Annotated in this window: 14 protein-coding genes; 9 read left to right on the top strand and 5 right to left on the bottom strand. The window is 47.2% G+C overall.

The annotated features are described in order from the left end of the window. The first annotated feature begins 50 nt into the window (after positions 1–50). Both ABRS97_RS14600 and ABRS97_RS14610 read left to right on the top strand, forming a co-directional pair. A complete protein-coding gene (locus ABRS97_RS14600; protein WP_367815127.1) occupies positions 51–380 on the top strand; it encodes a PadR family transcriptional regulator in 330 nt (109 codons plus the stop codon). 196 nt (positions 381–576) lie between these two features. Next, on the top strand, positions 577–2,109 hold the full coding sequence (locus ABRS97_RS14610) for an MDR family MFS transporter (protein WP_367815125.1): 1,533 nt from the start codon (positions 577–579) through the stop codon (positions 2,107–2,109). 147 nt (positions 2,110–2,256) lie between these two features. On the opposite strand, the gene ABRS97_RS14615 is transcribed toward ABRS97_RS14610, so the two are convergent. The 4 genes from ABRS97_RS14615 to ABRS97_RS14630 all read right to left on the bottom strand — a co-directional run bounded on the left by ABRS97_RS14615 (position 2,257) and on the right by ABRS97_RS14630 (position 6,856). Continuing rightward, positions 2,257–3,186: a HAMP domain-containing sensor histidine kinase gene (locus tag ABRS97_RS14615; protein WP_367815123.1), complete on the bottom strand. Its 930-nt coding sequence runs from the start codon at positions 3,184–3,186 to the stop codon at positions 2,257–2,259. Positions 3,187–3,934: 748 nt separating this feature from the next. Next, positions 3,935–5,224 (bottom strand): polysaccharide deacetylase family protein, encoded by a 1,290-nt coding sequence (locus tag ABRS97_RS14620; protein ID WP_367815121.1) that lies wholly within the window; start codon positions 5,222–5,224, stop codon positions 3,935–3,937. Positions 5,225–5,322: 98 nt separating this feature from the next. Beyond that, the gene (locus ABRS97_RS14625; protein ID WP_367815119.1) at positions 5,323–6,450 is read right to left on the bottom strand and encodes an MGDG synthase family glycosyltransferase; all 1,128 of its coding nucleotides are present in this window, start codon (positions 6,448–6,450) and stop codon (positions 5,323–5,325) included. A gap of 277 nt (positions 6,451–6,727) precedes the next feature. After that, positions 6,728–6,856, bottom strand: a complete 129-nt coding sequence (locus ABRS97_RS14630; RefSeq protein ID WP_367815117.1) for a hypothetical protein — start codon at positions 6,854–6,856, stop codon at positions 6,728–6,730. 274 nt (positions 6,857–7,130) lie between these two features. Here ABRS97_RS14630 and greA point away from each other — a divergent pair, with 274 nt between their 5' ends. The 7 genes from greA to ABRS97_RS14665 all read left to right on the top strand — a co-directional run bounded on the left by greA (position 7,131) and on the right by ABRS97_RS14665 (position 14,361). Beyond that, positions 7,131–7,604 (top strand): transcription elongation factor GreA, encoded by a 474-nt coding sequence (gene greA / locus ABRS97_RS14635; RefSeq protein ID WP_367815115.1) that lies wholly within the window; start codon positions 7,131–7,133, stop codon positions 7,602–7,604. A gap of 949 nt (positions 7,605–8,553) precedes the next feature. Beyond that, a complete protein-coding gene (locus tag ABRS97_RS14640) occupies positions 8,554–9,084 on the top strand; it encodes a galactose-binding domain-containing protein (RefSeq protein WP_367815113.1) in 531 nt (176 codons plus the stop codon). A gap of 218 nt (positions 9,085–9,302) precedes the next feature. Beyond that, positions 9,303–10,412 carry an iron-containing alcohol dehydrogenase family protein gene (locus ABRS97_RS14645; protein ID WP_367815111.1) on the top strand — a complete coding sequence of 370 codons (1,110 nt, stop codon included), beginning with the start codon at positions 9,303–9,305 and terminating at the stop codon, positions 10,410–10,412. A gap of 34 nt (positions 10,413–10,446) precedes the next feature. Then, entirely contained in the window at positions 10,447–11,529 is a 1,083-nt protein-coding gene (locus tag ABRS97_RS14650; protein ID WP_367815109.1) for an ABC transporter substrate-binding protein, read from the top strand. 31 nt (positions 11,530–11,560) lie between these two features. Next, positions 11,561–12,343, top strand: coding sequence for an ABC transporter permease subunit (locus ABRS97_RS14655; protein WP_367815108.1), 783 nt, complete (start codon positions 11,561–11,563; stop codon positions 12,341–12,343). A gap of 21 nt (positions 12,344–12,364) precedes the next feature. Beyond that, entirely contained in the window at positions 12,365–13,141 is a 777-nt protein-coding gene (locus tag ABRS97_RS14660) for an ATP-binding cassette domain-containing protein (RefSeq protein WP_367815107.1), read from the top strand. 23 nt (positions 13,142–13,164) lie between these two features. Next, on the top strand, positions 13,165–14,361 hold the full coding sequence (locus ABRS97_RS14665; protein WP_367815106.1) for an aminotransferase-like domain-containing protein: 1,197 nt from the start codon (positions 13,165–13,167) through the stop codon (positions 14,359–14,361). 656 nt (positions 14,362–15,017) lie between these two features. On the opposite strand, the gene ABRS97_RS14670 is transcribed toward ABRS97_RS14665, so the two are convergent. Further along, the gene (locus ABRS97_RS14670; RefSeq protein WP_367815105.1) at positions 15,018–17,141 is read right to left on the bottom strand and encodes a M6 family metalloprotease domain-containing protein; all 2,124 of its coding nucleotides are present in this window, start codon (positions 17,139–17,141) and stop codon (positions 15,018–15,020) included. Positions 17,142–17,181: the final 40 nt, after the last annotated feature.

Raw genomic sequence — 17,181 nt, forward strand, 5'->3', positions numbered from 1 at the left:
TTGACAGACATAATACTTTATTATACGATATAACTCAGGAGGTGATGGTTATGGTTGATTCGAAAATATCATCTGACTTGATCCGGGGACACACCGACACAATCATTCTTAAGCTGCTATTGGACGGAGATAAATACGGTTATGAGATTTCAAAGCTTGTTCAAGCACGCTCAGACGGCGAATACGAGTTGAAGGAAGCCACAATGTACTCCAGCCTCAAGCGGTTAGAACAGGAGGAGAGCATTAGCTCCTATTGGGGAGATGAGACACAGGGCGGACGGAGGAAATATTACCGAATCACGGACAAAGGAACAGGCACTTATGCGACCAACAAAAACAATTGGGAATATGCGAAAAAAATCATAGAACTGCTTATCTAAGAGAGGTGGAATGACTTATGAACAATCTAACGGAAGTGAAAAAGACGATTTTTGACGGAGCCAGGATGGATAAAGCAACCTATGCTCTGCTGAAAGGATTCAAGGCAAATCTGAGTCTTGTTACAATTATTTAGTATTTTGACCCTTATTGTGACAAACTACTACGGGATAAGTGAAAGCGAGGAAAATTAACGTTATGTCGACACAAAACAAAAACAAAGGTTTGGGCATCGTCATCGCCGGGCTGCTGTTAGGCATTCTCATGGCATCGATGGACAATACCATCGTCTCCACCGCGATGGGAACCATCGTAGGCGAATTAGGCGGACTGGATAAATTTGTCTGGGTGACTTCGGCCTACATGGTTGCCGAAATGGCCGGGATGCCTATATTCGGCAAGCTGTCCGATATGTATGGACGCAAAAAGTTTTTCATTTTCGGCATCCTTGTCTTTATGTTAGGTTCGATTTTATGCGGTACCGCAAATTCGATTATCGAGCTGAGCGTTTACCGCGCTATTCAAGGAATCGGCGGCGGTGCCCTGGTTCCGATCGCATTTACCATTATGTTCGATGCGGTGCCAGTCGAGAGCCGAGGTAAATTAGGCGGACTTTTCGGGGCTGTATTCGGGATGTCCAGCATTTTCGGACCGCTGCTTGGCGCTTATATTACCGAATACGTCAACTGGAAGTGGGTTTTCTACATCAATCTGCCGTTAGGCGTTATTGCCTTCTTCTTTATCACGTTCTTTTACAAAGAATCTGTGGAGCATTCCAAACAAAAAATTGATTGGTGGGGCGCTCTGACGCTCGTCGCAGCGATCGTCTCTCTCATGTTTGCACTCGAACTAGGAGGCAAGCAGTATGCTTGGGATTCAGCCGTAATACTCGGCCTGTTCGCAGTATTTGCTGTTCTTGCCATCATCTTCTTGTTCGTGGAAACTAGAGCCGCCGAGCCGATCATCTCCTTCGCGATGTTCAAGAATCGCTTGTATGCTTCCAGCAACGCTGTTGCTATTTTCAGCGGCGCGGCCTTTATCACCGCATCTGTGTATATTCCGATCTTCATTCAAGGCGTGCTCGGCGGTTCAGCGACGAACTCAGGCATGGTGCTGCTCCCCATGATGCTCGGGTCTGTCGTAACAGCAACCGGCGGCGGTGTCATGATGAATAAATTCAGCTATCGCGCCATCATGATTCCGACTACCTTCATTCTTGTCATTGGTACAGCGTTGTTAACGACCTTATCGCCGGAGTCGCCTCGTTGGCTTGTCACGATCTATATGGTCATTGTCGGACTTGGTATCGGCGCATCCTTCTCCGTACTTAGCAACGCAGCAATTCACCTGTTCGACGCAAGGCAGCGCGGTTCAGCCAGTTCAACGTTGAACTTCCTTCGTTCACTTGGAATGACGCTGGGGATAACGGTATTCGGTATTGTTCAAAGCCATTCCTTTACAAGAAAGCTGACGGACGCTTTTGCCGGAGCAGGCCAAATGCCGGAAGGCATCCAGACCAGCGACCCGCATACCCTGCTGGATCCGACGAAGCGAGCTTTGATTCCGGCTCCCGTTGTTGAGAAAATTTCAAGCGCATTATCCTCGTCCATTGTCTACACGTTTGCATGGACCGTACTTCCCGCAGTTCTCGCCCTGGTATGCGCCATCGCGATGAGCAAGGAAAAGCTGGATCCAACACAGCAAGGCAGTCCATCATCCGCTTCTCATTAACCAAGTCATTGAGCCCGATTGGAGCGTTCGTGTCCATCGGGCTCTTTTTTTAGCACAAAAGAAAAGGCCTCGCATTCCGATCTCGGTCTCGCCATCGTTAAAAAGCTGATCCAGAGCTACCCTGCCGATCCATTGACATAAGTTTTATCAAATCGGTTTAGGCCCGTTATGCAGTCGGGGCAGCTCGATATAAAAGGTATAATAGCCATCTTTATGCAACAAACCTATGGTGCCGCCATGGAGATCAATGATGTTTTTCGCGATGGAAAGCCCTAGGCCGGAGCCTTGGGGAACCTGATTATCATGCCGCGAAGGGTCTGCCTTATAGAAACGTTCAAACAACTGCAGCTCTTGTTCCTCCGTTATCGGTTCTCCGCGATTTTCAACGGCCATATAGATACGATGCTCGAATTCAGTAAGAAGAACTGTAATTTCGCCCGGTTTATCGGAAAATTTGAGTGCATTCATCAATAAATTATCGAGTGCCCTTACGAATTTCTCCACATCGAGGGCACCCGGCACAGGTTTCATTTCCCATACTTTATCAACCGTGATTCCATATTCTTTGGCGATGGGCTCGAACTCAATGATGATTTGTTCCAGTAAACCGACAAGGTCAATTGTCTTGAATGACAAGTTTACGGCTCCGCTCGTTAGATGCGTGTATTCAAATAAATCATCAACGAGCTTTTTTAATTGCTGCGTTTTGTTATAGGCGTTATTGATGAAACGCTTGTGTTCCTCTAGGTTCTGATAATCATCCATTTGCAACAAATTCAAATAGCCGATCATGCTTGTCAGCGGCGTGCGCAGATCGTGAGAGACATTCGTAATCAGCTCCATTTTCGACGTTTCGATCTGACGCTCCTTTTTCATCATCATCTGCAGCTGTTCAGCCATATAATTAATACTTTGCGCCACATCCCCCAGTTCATCTCTTCTTAACAAGGGCACGCGGCAATCCAGGTTTCCATTCGCGATCGACATAAGCCCGTCTGCCAAAGTCCGTAAATACCGAACAATAGGCCTCGTAAAAAGGAAAAAGAAAAATAAAAAAGCAAGGACAATGAATAGCAAGTTGCCACTTTAGAACGAGTGAAGGAATTTCTAAAGCTTTCTGAATTTTCCTGAACCCCACCATTCATAGGAGGGGATGTTGAACGGATCCCATTGTCTAAACCCATACGTTTGAGCATGGGGAGTGGACTTAAGAATGGGGTTCCGACCGTTTCTTGAAATCGTCATTTTATTGAATTTACTTAGTGGTAATAAGACGATTTCAAATACGAGCGCTAACGCTTCTCCACCCCACACCCATCCCCTCCGCAAGCTTCGCAAGAAAACGGAGGAGGCGCTGCGCTGCTGGACCGCCTTTTCCCCATGCACAGCGATATCGACGGAACTACGATGCCTTATTCCATAGCAACGTCCCTTTTCTCCCCCTGAAGCGGAACTAGGGTGCGTTAAATGAACGAAAACATGCCTACAACCCAGCATTTCCTGCTCATAACGCACGATAGTTCCGCGAAACGTCCCTACAACCGAAAATACCGCCTCTTAACGCACCCACGTTCCGCTCACCCGTGCAAACAGACGATCTATCGCATATCGAGGCGGTAGGGGGCGATCCAAACCACTGTGGCACTTCCGGATCTTCTACGTCCATCCTGTCAAATGCTCGCACCCCACGATGCGTGCGGAATCTCCGCTCTGCGAGCTCGTCACACACATACCTGACGACATACGCTTTCTGTTAGCATGGGTATCTGGCGTCAAAAAAAGCTTAGTCCGTACGCCGTGGCGTTTCTAGACTAAGCTTCCTGTATTATTGGTCGTCGCCATACGGATATCTCCGCTTCAACTCTTCCACGGAAATCGCCACGATACACGGAGACAGCATCCCTTTCTTCAATACTAAGCGGTGTCTTCCGTCAGGATGAAATACCCACAAAAGAATCCGCAAATACACTTGGCTTAGCAAGTTGAACAGACCTCTTGGGAGTTCTTCGACTGTAAAACCCAATTGCTTAGAGCCGCGGTGGATCATCGTAATGCCGTAAACGCCCTTGACCTCATCGTGAAGCCTCAGATATTGCGTCATCATGGGAAGAAATCGCTGTACATCGCGAATCATAGTTACAGCCAGTTGTACCATCGAGTTCGACTCGGTGATGAGATGAAACAGCTTCTCATTATTGAAATGAAGTTCGACGACGACGTCTCCAGTGCGAATTTCCCCGCCATTTTCCAAAGCGATCGTCTTGCCCTGATACTTCCGTTGCCTGCTAAAGAAAATCGGATGATTCCCATCAATCGAATGTATGTTAAACAGCCTATGGAAAACATGCTCCCATTTCAACCATAAGAACACCAGCAGCTTTTTCATAATCCCCATGCTTCCTTGCCTCGCCTTTTCTTCAATCTGCACCTTGGTATCGATCCGCAGAAAAGCGTAGCCCCGCTTCCTGCATTCTTTCAGAAAATCATTCAGAGCCTCCAGCATATAGATCGGAGCGTTCTTATTTGCACCTAATGTCTGTCCGCTGTCATGCAGCACAATGACATCGTTATTTTTCAAATTGGCGAGGAGCTTCGCTTCGATTCTTTCCTTTCCCCCTCTGCTTCTCCAATCCCCCACCATAAGAGACCAGAAAACCAATCGAAATCGTTTAAGCAGCAGCAAATCGAAAATATTAATAATGCCCCAGGGCGGGCGATAGTGAACCGGCTTGATCCCGATAATGTTCTCAATGACTTGTACGGAGTCATCGATTTGTTTTCTGACTTTCCGGGGTGTCAGGAAGGCGTTCGTCCAATGCACGTAATTATGTATCCCGACCAAATGCCCCTCTTTATGCATCCTCATAATCAAGTCGGGGTGCTTTGCAGCCTTAGATCCAAGGACAAAAAAAGTCGCTCTGACCTCATATTTCCCCAAAAGATCTAATAATTGAGGCGTATACTCAGGGTCGGGGCCATCGTCGAACGTCAGTGCAATGCCATTTCCTTGCTTTCCCTTGTTGTATGTCCCAACCCGAAACAGACGAATCAAAATCGTAGGCAAAATTGTATACACAAACAAAAGCACTAGAATGAACCCGAACATTTTGCTCATGCCAATCACACTCTTCCCCAAGAAAATGATGGTCTTTTAAGAATATGGGAAAAGGACGTTTTTGAGAAGCACAAATCCTTGGCCGCAATCCCTTCCTCTCATACGGATAACGGCACGGGTTCACCAAACGATTCAACGATACTATGCACAATGGTTGAAGCTGCCCGTTTCTTGTTCAAAGCTAACATGCAATTCCTCATTTCCTCTGCCAACATCGGGTTAGCTAACAGCCTTTGCACTTGAGCGGCAAGCTCCTCCACATGATGAGAGATCAGGGCAACACCTCTTTGCGACAAAAATATCGCATTCTCCTTCTCCTGACCTGCATAAGGTTTGAAAATAAAAATTGGGGTGCATACAGCAATTGCCTCCGTCAATGTGAGCCCCCCCGCTTTCGTAATCACACAAGAAGCTTGCGACATCAGTTCATGCAGGTGGTTAACGTATCCGAGAATCTGCAAATCGGGAGCAGAGCTGAACTGAGCGTCAAGCCGAATCTTGAGCTTCTCATTCCGTCCGCAGACGATTGTTACTCTATTATCACCAATGGCTGATAACGCATACACCATGTGATCCATGTACGGCGAGATTCCATCATCTCCTGCAATGATCAGAATGTTTGGTTTCATGCTCATCTCCAAAAGAAGTCTCCTGTCACTCCGAAGTTCATCGAACTGCCGGCGAATCGGAATGCCGCTGACTTCAATGCGGTCTGGAGAGAAACCCTTCCGCATGATTTGCTGTTTCAATTCTTCTGTAGCCACATAATATTTATCCACTTTGGGATGAATCCAGCGGGAATGAAGAGCATAGTCCGTCAGCACCGTATAATTGCGAATGCCAAAGGAGCTGCACACTTCTGGCGCAGATCCGAACGGGAATGTGCTCACGATAATATCCGGTTGTCCATTCTGGATGTGCTGGATCAGTTTCTTCCTTCCCAGATTATTGAAAGAACGGTTAATCAGCGCATTATGCTCGGCCTCACGTGTCCAATAGTAACTCCAGCCGTAATAATCAAGCCCCATTCTAGATATTTGCGCGCTTTTGTTATACAGAGAAATGGATATTGTATTCAAAAAAGGGTGCCCTTCTTTCATAAGATCAAGCGTGGTTACTTGCTGAATGCCCTGACTTTCGAACTGCTCCTGCAGTGCTTTCGATGCTTGTACGTGTCCATTTCCATAACCGGCGGTCAAGATCAAGATGCGTGGGATTACCTTCATGGTAAAGCGTTCCTCCTATTGGGCCCGTGAATTTTTAACGAATTTCCGCTCGAAGATTAACTGCTTTCCTTTCCCTATCTTTCCATAATAAGCGTCAAAAATGAAGGGGCTGTAAATTAAATGTTAAACATTTATTAAAAAATAAAATGCATGAAAGGAGTCATGAAAACACCTTTACCTAATACAATAAATAAGGAGTCAGGGATGAACCCCTAACTCCTCCATCAACTTGTTTCACTTTCTGTTACAAATAAAGACTACCTGTGTGGCCGTTAACCTAAAGGGTGGTCTTTGTTTGTTTCGAACGGCGTCGAAGCCATTTCATAAATTTGCGCAACGTAAACCAGAAATCAATAATCGTGGAAACGTTACCTAAAATAGAGATAATGATAACGATGAATCTCATACGTCTCACCCCCCGTCTTAGTAAGGCTGAGAACTCAAAGAAAAATATATTTTGTAGCTACTATATAATAGTCGCACAACTTGTGACTTATACCAATTTCATGTAAATATTATCCACATTACTCACAGGTTAACTTCTTACATCTAACAGTCGCACAGGAAAAACCGCCTGTTCGACTGTTTTTCTTTGTCAATTTCGCATCGCGGCTGGATATAGTGTAAAATGCAAGAAAGAAAGTTAAATTAAATCGTATGATGAAATAGGAGCTGCAAAAATGTCGAATGACGAAATTATTTTAACCCCGGAAGGGTTGGCTAAATTAGAATTTGAACTGGAGGATCTCAAAACTGTAAAACGCAGAGAATTAGCCGCTCGGATTAAGACTGCGATTAGTTATGGAGATCTCAAAGAAAATAGCGAATACCATTCCGCGAAAAATGATCAATCGTTTATGGAAACAAGAATCATGACGATCGAGAGAATGTTAAAAAAAGCGCGCGTCGTGGAGCGTATCGACACATCGACCGTTCAAGTGGGCTCTGTCGTGATTCTCAATGATGTGGAATTTTCGGAGAAAATCGAATATCGGATCGTGGGCTCCTCCGAGGCAGATGTTCTCGAAAATAAAATTTCATACGAGAGTCCTCTAGGAGATGCTCTCATGGGTAAATCCGTAGGCGACATTATTAGCGTAAACGCGCCTATGGGAATCATTAAATATGAGTTGCTTGAAATAAGAGCTATGTAACCGCGTTAAGTGGTGCGAACACGACTTTAAGGCGAATGCTATCGCTTTTCCACCCCACACTCCTTCTCTTCGTACTATCAGGTCAGCCAGAAATATCTGGTTGGCCTTTCAGTTCAACTTTGCGCTGCCTTCCACTTCTCGTTTGACTAACCTGTCTTCCATCCGGTATTCCTATTCAAACACCCTTGTAAGATTCCGGAGACATTTCGCCTCCGCAAGCTTCGCAAGAAAACCGGGAAGGTACTTCCGGACCGCCTATTCCACATGCACAGCGATGTCGACGGAACTACGATGCCTTATTCCACGGTAACGTCCCTTTTCTCCCCCTGAAGAGGAACTAGGGTGCGTTATAATGAGCGAAAACGTGCCTGAAACCCAGCATTTCCTGCTCATAAGATACGGTAGTTCCGCGAAATGTCCCTGCAACCGAAAATGCCGCCTCTTAACGCACCTACGTTCCGCTCACCCATGCAAAAACACGATCTCTCGCAGATCGAGGCGGTATTTCAATACGCCAAACCGCTGTAGCACTCCCGGATCTTCTACCTCCATCCTGTCAAAAGCTCGTACCACACGATGCGTGCGGAATCTCTCCGCTCTGCGAACACGTCACACACAAACCTGACGGCATATGTACATTAGCCTACTGGTCAATTGCTTATAGCGATAAGTAAGCTAAAATGTGCTTTATAGATAAGAAATGTCTAAAACTCCGATATCCGACTCCTACGCTAGACGTTCATCTATCAGTGGTTTCCGTTTAGCTAAACTTGATATAAATACCAAATTATAACAATATTTTTAAAATTAACATGTTACATTGTTGAGGAGCTACAACACCAATCATTCATTTAGGAGGGGATTTTCGCATGTAAAACAACAGGCTTGCTCCTGGATTATGTAGCATACTGTTTCACAATGACGATGAGCGAAAAGGAGCTGAAATGACATGCAATGGTTAAATAAAGGATCATTTCGAAAAAAAACGCTGGTTTCATGCACATCTCTACTCATTATTACCGCATTAAGCGTTGTTGGCGTAAGCGCATCCGGCAATATTGTTCCAACCATGACTTCGAATACGAACCCATTGGGAACCGCTTACGCGAGCAGTGAATGGGCCACTCATGAAGCTTATAAGGCATTTGATCATAACGACAGCACGTATTGGTCCACGTCAAGTGGCGTTTACGGAGAGCTGCGCTATAGTTTCACTAGTCAAAAGAAGGTTAAAAGCTATACACTCAGGACTTCTTCCGAACCTTTAGGGAATGTGCCGAATAAATGGACACTGCAAGGATCCAATAATAACGGCAGTTGGGTCATTTTGCACACCGAAGATAATTATCATTACCCGAATTTCACCTACACCTTCAATAATGTAAATAATTCATATTATGACCGCTATCGCCTTGTCTTCACTGCAAATAACGGAGCCTACTCAACTTCTGTGGCAGAAGTTCAGTTTTTTGAAGAATAACATCTTGTTGTGAAAAGAAACCCGGAACTGCCGTCCAGCAGATCTGGGTTCTTCTTGGTTTACAATGGTTGTATAGAACAATTCTATTGATGAATAGAAAACACCAATTAGACGATAAGAAGAATCGGATGGTACATTTATGATATAAATCCTACATAATCAATAGGAATTCTTATAATTATAAGAGGCCACGGAAATTTGAAAAGGAGTGTTCAAAAATGATCACCGTTAAAGCACCGGAGCAGTATTGGAGTGAGCCGGACATTTTATCCAAAAGCGGGCCGTTGATTGCCCCCTTCGGTAAGACAGCGCTAATTATTGCCGGAAAAAAAGCGCTCCAAGCCGTGAAGCCGCAGTTGCTTGACAGCTTACAGGAATCCGGCGTTTCCTATTCAATTGTTGAATTTGGCGGGAAAGTCACATCCCAAGAAATCGAAACATATACGCAAACTGCGCTAGAGCAGCTAGCCAATGTCATTATCGGTGTTGGCGGCGGTAAGGTATTGGACATTTCCAAGGCGGTAGGCGGCAAGCTCGGAATCCCGGTAGTCGCTGTTCCTACAGTCGCTGCAACCTGCGCTTCATGGGCGGCCGTCTCTATCCTCTATGATGAATTAGGACGTTCCTCCAGTTATGTGCTGAATCAACGATCGCCAGTTTTAGTTCTTGCCGACACACGAATCCTCGCTTCTGCGCCTAAACGTTACTTAGCCTCAGGCATTGGCGATACGCTTGTGAAATGGTATGAAACTGTCGTAAATAGCAACGACACACCTGACGGTTTGGATATTCGCATTGCTACCCAAACTGCCAAGCTCGCGCTCGACAGGCTGCACGTGTACGCCTTGCAAGCTTATGAAGCTGCAGGGATTGGCGAAGTGACACCTGCCCTCCAGGAAGCAGTCGATGCCGTCATCGTATTGGCCGGCTTGGCCGGAACCGTCCAAGGCACGACAGCGCGTGCGGCAATCGCGCATTCGATTCACAACAGTTTGACCTATATTCCGCAAACGAGCAGCACGCTGCATGGGGAGAAGGTCACATTCGGACTTCTCACCCAAATTGTTCTGGAAGCGCGTGAAGATGATGAGATACAGCGTCTAGCCACTCTGCTCCATAAGCTCGGGCTGCCAATCACTTTGCAAGAGTTGGGAATCGATGAAGACCCAGCCCGTATTGCTGTAGAAATTGCAAAAGGCGTTCACCTGCGGGAAGACGCAACGAGAGGATTACCATTTGAAGTGAATGAATCTCTCCTGGCCCAAGCGATTCTCCAAGCGGATCAATGGGGACACCGGATTATTCAAGAGGCATATGCCAAATCATAATTTTTTTCGCATTCAGAAAGGTGGAAATAACAAAATGTTCGTATTCAAAAAAGTTGCCAGCCACACTCTTATTTCATTGTCGATCCTGGGACTCACAGCAGGCTGCGCAAGTAATTCTGCTAGCACAGGGAGCCAAAAAGCCCCAAGTACAACCCCTCCAGCCGCAACATCTGCAACAAGCAGCGCCCCTGCCACGCCTTCAGTTGATTTGAGCAAAGTCACGCTTCGTGTGGGGCAAACCGGCTGGGGTAATTTGGAGTTAGGTTTTAAAGAAGCAGGTCTTAGCGACACGCCTTATAAGGTGCAATACAACGTATTCCAAGGAGGCAATTTGCAGCTTGAAGCCATGGCTGCCAACAATCTGGATGTAGGCTCAACGAGCGAAATCCCGCCTTTATTTGCTTCCCAAGCCGCTAATGGCGGAAACTTCAAAGTCATTGCCTCCTTTGAATCCACGACCCTGAACCAGGAAATCGTGATTCCCAAGGGTTCAACGCTCAAGAGCGTCGCCGATTTGAAAGGAAAAAAGGTCGCTTATGTCAATGCCACAACAGCGCATTATTTTCTCGTTAAAATCCTTCAGAACGCCGGGTTGGCCTGGACAGATATCGACGCTGTTCCTTTGTCTACTTCCGATGGATTAAGCGCGCTCATCAGCGGCAAAGTCGACGCATTGGCAAGCTACGGCAACGCAATTATTTCCGCTCACCAGAATGGAGCGACAGAGCTTGCCAGCGCCAAGGATATTCTTTCCGGCAACTTCCTTTACGAGGCTACCCCCGATGCAATCAGCGACCCTGCGAAACATGCGGCCATCGTCGATTTTCTCACACGCCTGAACAAGTTCTATGCCTGGACCCGGGACAATAAACAAAAATGGGCAGAAATTACGGCAGCCAATACGAAGCAGCCGGTTGAGCAGGCGCTCGACACACTGAAAAAGGGTGAGGAGCAACGGCCATCCAAGCTTACAGCCAATTTCCAAAAGCCGATAGCTTCCCAGCAGGACGTTGCTGATACGCTCAGCAGTGTAGGGCTGCTCAAGGGCAAAATTGATGTCAGCACCACATGGAGCCGGGCATTTGAAGAAGATCTCAAGAAAATAACCGCTCCATAAAATCAATTCCGTAAGACAGGAGTGTAGAGAATTGAAAGAATCAAGAGCTAAACAGCGCTTCTATCTGGTTGCGCCCTGGATTATTCCCATTCTAATCTTATTAGCCTGGCATCTCTTAACGAGTTCAGGCATCATCCCTGAGCATGTTTTGCCGCAGCCCGTGAAAGTGCTTAGCATCTTGATCGGCATGTTGAAAACCGGTGAGCTATTGACGCATGTCGGCATTAGCGCCAAGCGAGCCTTCAGCGGCCTGCTCGTAGGCGGCGGCATTGGTTTTCTGTTCGGACTGCTAAACGGGTTCTCCCGAACTGCTGAGAAATTGGCAGACTCTTCTATCCAGATGGTTCGAACTGTACCGCATCTCTCCCTGATTCCCCTTGTCATCATTTGGTTCGGAATCGAAGAACCCGCTAAGCTTGTTCTCGTATCTTTAGGCGTGTTTTTCCCGATTTACTTGAATACGTTCCACGGTATTCGTTCCATCGATCCCGGATTAATTGAAATGGGGAAAGTATACGGACTGAACCGTCTAGCTCTGTATTGGCATATTATTTTACCTGGTGCGCTGCCTTCCATTCTTGTCGGCCTCCGATATGCCTTAGGCATCATGTGGCTAACCCTTATTGTCGCTGAGACGGTTGCCGCCAAATCGGGTTTAGGCTATATGGCCATGAACGCGAGAGAATTTTTCCAAATGGACGTCATCGTTCTTAGTATCTTGATCTACGCTCTTCTGGGAAAATTGTCGGACACGGCCGCCAAGCTGCTGGAGAGATGGTGGCTTGCGTGGAATCCAAATTATGCGAAACGATAACTGTATAAAGGGGAAGGGCGTATGATTCAAGAGAAAAAGGGCTCGCAAATTCATATTAAACAAGTATCGAAACAATTCGATGCCAAACCTATTCTGAAAGACATCAATATGACGATTGAACCCGGAGAATTCATCGCAATTGTCGGTCGAAGCGGTTGCGGAAAAAGCACGCTGCTCCGATTGATTGCGGGCCTCGATCAGCCTTCCGTAGGCACGATTGTCCTTAATCATCATTCGGTAAACGCAGCAAGTTCGGATACGCGGGTCCTGTTCCAGGAAGCGCGCCTTTTACCTTGGAAAAAGGTGCTTGATAATGTGCACATCGGTGCGGCAAGCAAGAATAAGAGCAGCGCTGCTGAGGCCCTAAGCCAGGTCGGATTGGCCGAACGCAGCCATGCGTGGCCCCACGTGCTCTCCGGTGGACAGAAACAGCGGGTTGCTTTGGCGCGAGCATTGGTAAGCCGCCCCCGCCTCCTGCTGCTGGATGAGCCGTTAGGCGCATTGGATGCCCTGACACGGATTGAAATGCAACAATTAATCGAGCGCTTATGGCTTGAACAAGGGTTTACTGTCATTCTTGTCACACATGATGTCAGTGAAGCCGTCGCTCTCGCAGACAGAGTGCTGTTGATTGAGGATGGCCACATCGCGCTAGATACCCGGATTACGCTGGCGCGTCCACGAGAACGGGATAACGGCTTCATTTATTTCGAGAACCTCATACTGAATCGCGTATTAAACAAGGTTTCAGAAGCAGCCGTCCCTTCGCTTGAGAGAAAGCTTTCTTATTCCATATAACTTTGAAAAGGTGGGAGCACCCCATGTCGAAATTAATAGAAGCATTTTCTTTCGCCAAACGAATACCAACTACGCCATCTATCGGCAGTACGACGGTAACGAAACCAGATCATGTTCACTTGTCATTTGGCTTTGCTGCTCCGCATTTATTCCCTATCGAACAGCTAACCCATGCTGCCACCGAGGCGGTAACACTCAATGGGCGTAATGCGCTCCAATATTCAGGCGCTCCAGGACCCGCCAAAATATTGGAATGGATACAGAAGCGTTCGCTTGTCCACGGGATTCAAGCCGATGCGAGCCAAATTCTGGTTACGTATGGCTCGACGCAAGGCATTGATTTAGCAACCCGCATTCTGGTCGAACCAGGAGATCATGTGTGGGTGGAATCCCCATCCTTCTTTAGCGCGTTGCAATCGTTCCGAACCGCTGAAGCGCAAATCACGTCTTTTCCCATTGATGATGAAGGGGTTCGAGTAGAATTGATTGAAAATGCGCTTCTGGAAGCGAAGCAGCAAAATAAGCCTATACCCAAGTTCCTCTACACGATGCCAACGTATCATAATCCAGGCGGGGTGACGCTCTCCGTCGAGCGAAGAAAACGACTAGTCCAGTTGGCGGAAACGTATAATTTCTTCATTCTCGAAGACGACGCCTATTCCGAATTGAATTTTACTGGCAATAAGTTCCCTCCTCTCTACACGTTATTTCCAGAAAGAGTCATTTATCTGAATACATTTTCCAAAATTATTGCACCCGGCCTTCGCCTTGGATGGGTCATTGCAGACAAAAGCGTCATCGACAAACTAAAGCTTCTGAACCTTGGCGGCAGCATAGGTGTATTCACCCAAGAAATCGTAGCGCAGCTATTAGAAAACTTTCATTTCCAGGCCCATGTGGAAAGCCTTAGCGAGCACTACAAAAAGCAACGAGATACTATGGCGCAAGCCGTGAAAGAACACTTCAATGATCACGTGACCTTCCATCTGCCTGAAGGGGGCTTCTATATTTGGCTACGCTTCCGTGATCACGTGAATACAAGCGATTTTCTGCAAGATGCAGCTGATCGTGGCGTAAGCTTCGTGGATGGCAAAAGCTTTTTCATGAATCCGGAAGGCCATCACTATGCGAGACTTTGCTTCTCCTATGTGAATGAAGAACAAATTCTGCGCGGTGTGAAAAGCTTGGCGGATGCGTATTTCGCCTATATCAACAAGTAGGAAAGAGGCTGTCCCAAACGTCCAGGCATTGGGAGGGAATTGAGCATGAAAATTGGGTGTGGGGTTCCTACCGCTATCGCTTTTCCCCCCGCACCCCTTCCCCTTTCTGTCCTACTTTGTGCTACCTTCTTCTCTTTCTTCATCCGGTATTCCTATCCATGACCCCCCCTGTAAGAGTAAGATTTCGGTGACATTTCGCCTCCGCAAGCTTCACAAGAAAACCGAGGAGGTACTGCAGGATCGCCAATTCCCCATGCGTGGTGATATCTACGGAACTACGAAGCCTTATTTCACGGTAACGTCCCTTTTCTCCCCCTGAAGTGGAACTGTGGTGCGTTAAATGAGCAAAACTGTGCCGAAAACCCAGCATTTCCTGCTCATAACGCACGGCAGTTCCGCGAAATGTCCCTAAAACCGAAAATACCGCCTCTTAACGAACCTACGTTCCGCTCACCCATGCAAAAACACGATCTCTCGCAGTCGAGGCGGTATTTCAATCCTCCAAACCGCTATGGAACTTCCGGATCTTTTACGCCCATCCTGTCCAATGCAAAATCAAAAGTTTACTCGATCAAATAAAGAAACGGCGGACTTGTCCACAATGGATAAGTCCGCCGTTCTTATTCCCTAACCTTGTCCCGCTTAACTTTATGGGTTTACTGCACGCTGGTTGGCTCGATCGAAGCCGCCTGGGCGGCCGACGAAACTAGCGTGAATTTCCACTTTTGCTGAGCATTGCCGTTGTCCGTCCATTGTTGGACGTTGGCTCCATCTGCTGTCGAACCTTCGGCGACATCCAACACTTTACCGCTGAATTGCGAGATCAACTTATAGTATCCACTACCGACATCGACAATTTTCCACTTTTGCTGAGCATTTCCGTTGTCCGTCCACTGTTGGACGTTAGCTCCATCCGCTGTCGAACCTCCAGCGACATCCAACACTTTACCGCTGGATTGCGAGATCAACTTATAGTATCCATTCCCGACATCGACGACCTTCCATTGCTGCTGGAGGTTGCCGTTGTTCGACCACTGCTGCACGTTCGCGCCATCCGCCGTAGAGCCCCCTGCCACATCCAAGTTTTTGCCGCTATTCAGAGCCGTTAATTTGTAAATTGCTCCTGATACGATTCCTGTGTCGACTGGATTAGCGATAAATATGTTAACGGTCATGCTGCTGGAATTAGTTTGTGGAACATCGACGTTAATGCCGGTCGATATCTCCGAGTAATCCACATAAACCGAACTGTTGGCGAATCGGTTGCTGTTCGGATTGGTGTTCGGCGTAAATGAAGTGTTATTCCCTAAAAAGTAGTACCCATTATAACTCGGATTCGTCGAAGACGCTTCTTCCAAGTCCACTATCCGACGATTCTCGTCCGAATTCGAAGAGCCGATCTGGTCGATATGCCAAATCGCTACGCCCCCGTGGGTATAATCACCTCGATCATAGCCTTCCTGCTCCCTGTTCTCCAATAAGAAATATTGCAGGGGATCGTCAGTCGGGATTTTGATCACGTTGTAGTTTCCCGTACCGCTCGAATTCAACGTATAAGCAACGCTCGTGCTGGATTGCGCAACGGTTGGAGTGACGAAGCCAAGAATCACTTTGCACCAAGCATCCAGATGGACTGGCGTCGAACCTATCGTCTCGCCAGACTGTGAACCCCAACTGCCAAAGCTCATCAAGCTGTGGTTGCCAATTCCATTAGAACTGTAGTCGGTATCGTACAGATCTGGCAGACCAAGCGTATGGCCAAGCTCGTGAGCGAATATGCCAAGAGTCGCTTGATGGTCGCCGTGCCTTTCCCCTTGTTGGGTATAGTGGCCGCCATAACTGAACGCGCACATCTTTTTGCCGTCCAGCACTGGGCTATCGATATCCCCCATGCCGGTCATATGCCCCCAGACGGATGGCGTGCCACCACCATAAGAACCTTCGTAACCCGCAAGAATCGTCACGACCCGCAATTCGTCGTTTTGGATATACCCGTCGCCATTCGTATCCAAGGAAGCCACATTGATATAAGGATCCGCCGCAAGCAAAGCTTCTTTGACCGGTGCCTCGCCCGAAGTGTACGAATGGTTCAAATGTACCTTCACGATGCCGTCGTTTGCCGTACCAGCCGTCTCGCTGACCGGAATGAAATGGAGCTGGCCCTTGGATACTTCATCATAGTAGTTTCGAACGCTTTTGTTATTCGGCGTCGTGTCGAAAAACAGCTTGTTCCATGAGTCCTCGGAATAAATCAAGCTAGTGTCGGAAAATTCGATTAGCAGGACGAGAATCTTTTGATTCCCTGTCGTGCTTTGGTTGTCCGTATTGAAAAATCTTCCGCTCGATGGAGCTGCCGCTGCTTGTGCGATTTGATCGGACAACCCCGAAGGAGTTTGCGCATCGGCGCTTTCTTCGAATACGGAAGCTTGCCGAGGTTTCGGATGCTCCTTGATCCACTTGTGCAAATCTTCCTTATGCACAGCGGAGCCCGGTTTGCTGTCGATCTTGTACTTTTTGCCGCTGGACTTAAATTTCCCTCCATTCATGGATGCATAGTTCCAATATCCCTTGCTGTCTTTTACTACGATTTCGTTGTCTTTCGTCTCCACCCAGTGAAGATTTTCGTCGCCTTGCAGACGTGCCTTGAAATTCTCGCCCGAAGGTTGAACAAACGTTTGCTCTTCGGGGTTCGCCGGAGCCGCCGATACGACGCCCGTCACCCACAAAGCAGCCAAAAATACAACTGCAAACACAAGCAAAATACGATAATTTACCTTCACAGCACTCTCTCCTATCTCTCTACTTTTATCTATATAAAAT

It is taken from the genome of Paenibacillus tabacirhizosphaerae (genome assembly GCF_040812395.1).
Taxonomy (GTDB): Bacteria; Bacillota; Bacilli; order Paenibacillales; family NBRC-103111; genus Paenibacillus_E.

Bases quoted from the DNA above. Each gene is read 5' to 3' on its own strand.
- ABRS97_RS14610 (WP_367815125.1), top strand. From the start codon at position 577: ATGTCGACACAAAACAAAAACAAAGGTTTGGGCATCGTCATCGCCGGG.
- ABRS97_RS14600 (WP_367815127.1), top strand. From the start codon at position 51: ATGGTTGATTCGAAAATATCATCTGACTTGATCCGGGGACACACCGAC.
- ABRS97_RS14645 (WP_367815111.1), top strand. From the start codon at position 9,303: ATGATCACCGTTAAAGCACCGGAGCAGTATTGGAGTGAGCCGGACATT.
- ABRS97_RS14620 (WP_367815121.1), bottom strand. From the start codon at position 5,224: ATGAGCAAAATGTTCGGGTTCATTCTAGTGCTTTTGTTTGTGTATACA.
- ABRS97_RS14660 (WP_367815107.1), top strand. From the start codon at position 12,365: ATGATTCAAGAGAAAAAGGGCTCGCAAATTCATATTAAACAAGTATCG.
- ABRS97_RS14650 (WP_367815109.1), top strand. From the start codon at position 10,447: ATGTTCGTATTCAAAAAAGTTGCCAGCCACACTCTTATTTCATTGTCG.
- ABRS97_RS14665 (WP_367815106.1), top strand. From the start codon at position 13,165: ATGTCGAAATTAATAGAAGCATTTTCTTTCGCCAAACGAATACCAACT.
- ABRS97_RS14630 (WP_367815117.1), bottom strand. From the start codon at position 6,856: ATGAGATTCATCGTTATCATTATCTCTATTTTAGGTAACGTTTCCACG.
- greA (WP_367815115.1), top strand. From the start codon at position 7,131: ATGTCGAATGACGAAATTATTTTAACCCCGGAAGGGTTGGCTAAATTA.
- ABRS97_RS14640 (WP_367815113.1), top strand. From the start codon at position 8,554: ATGCAATGGTTAAATAAAGGATCATTTCGAAAAAAAACGCTGGTTTCA.
- ABRS97_RS14625 (WP_367815119.1), bottom strand. From the start codon at position 6,450: ATGAAGGTAATCCCACGCATCTTGATCTTGACCGCCGGTTATGGAAAT.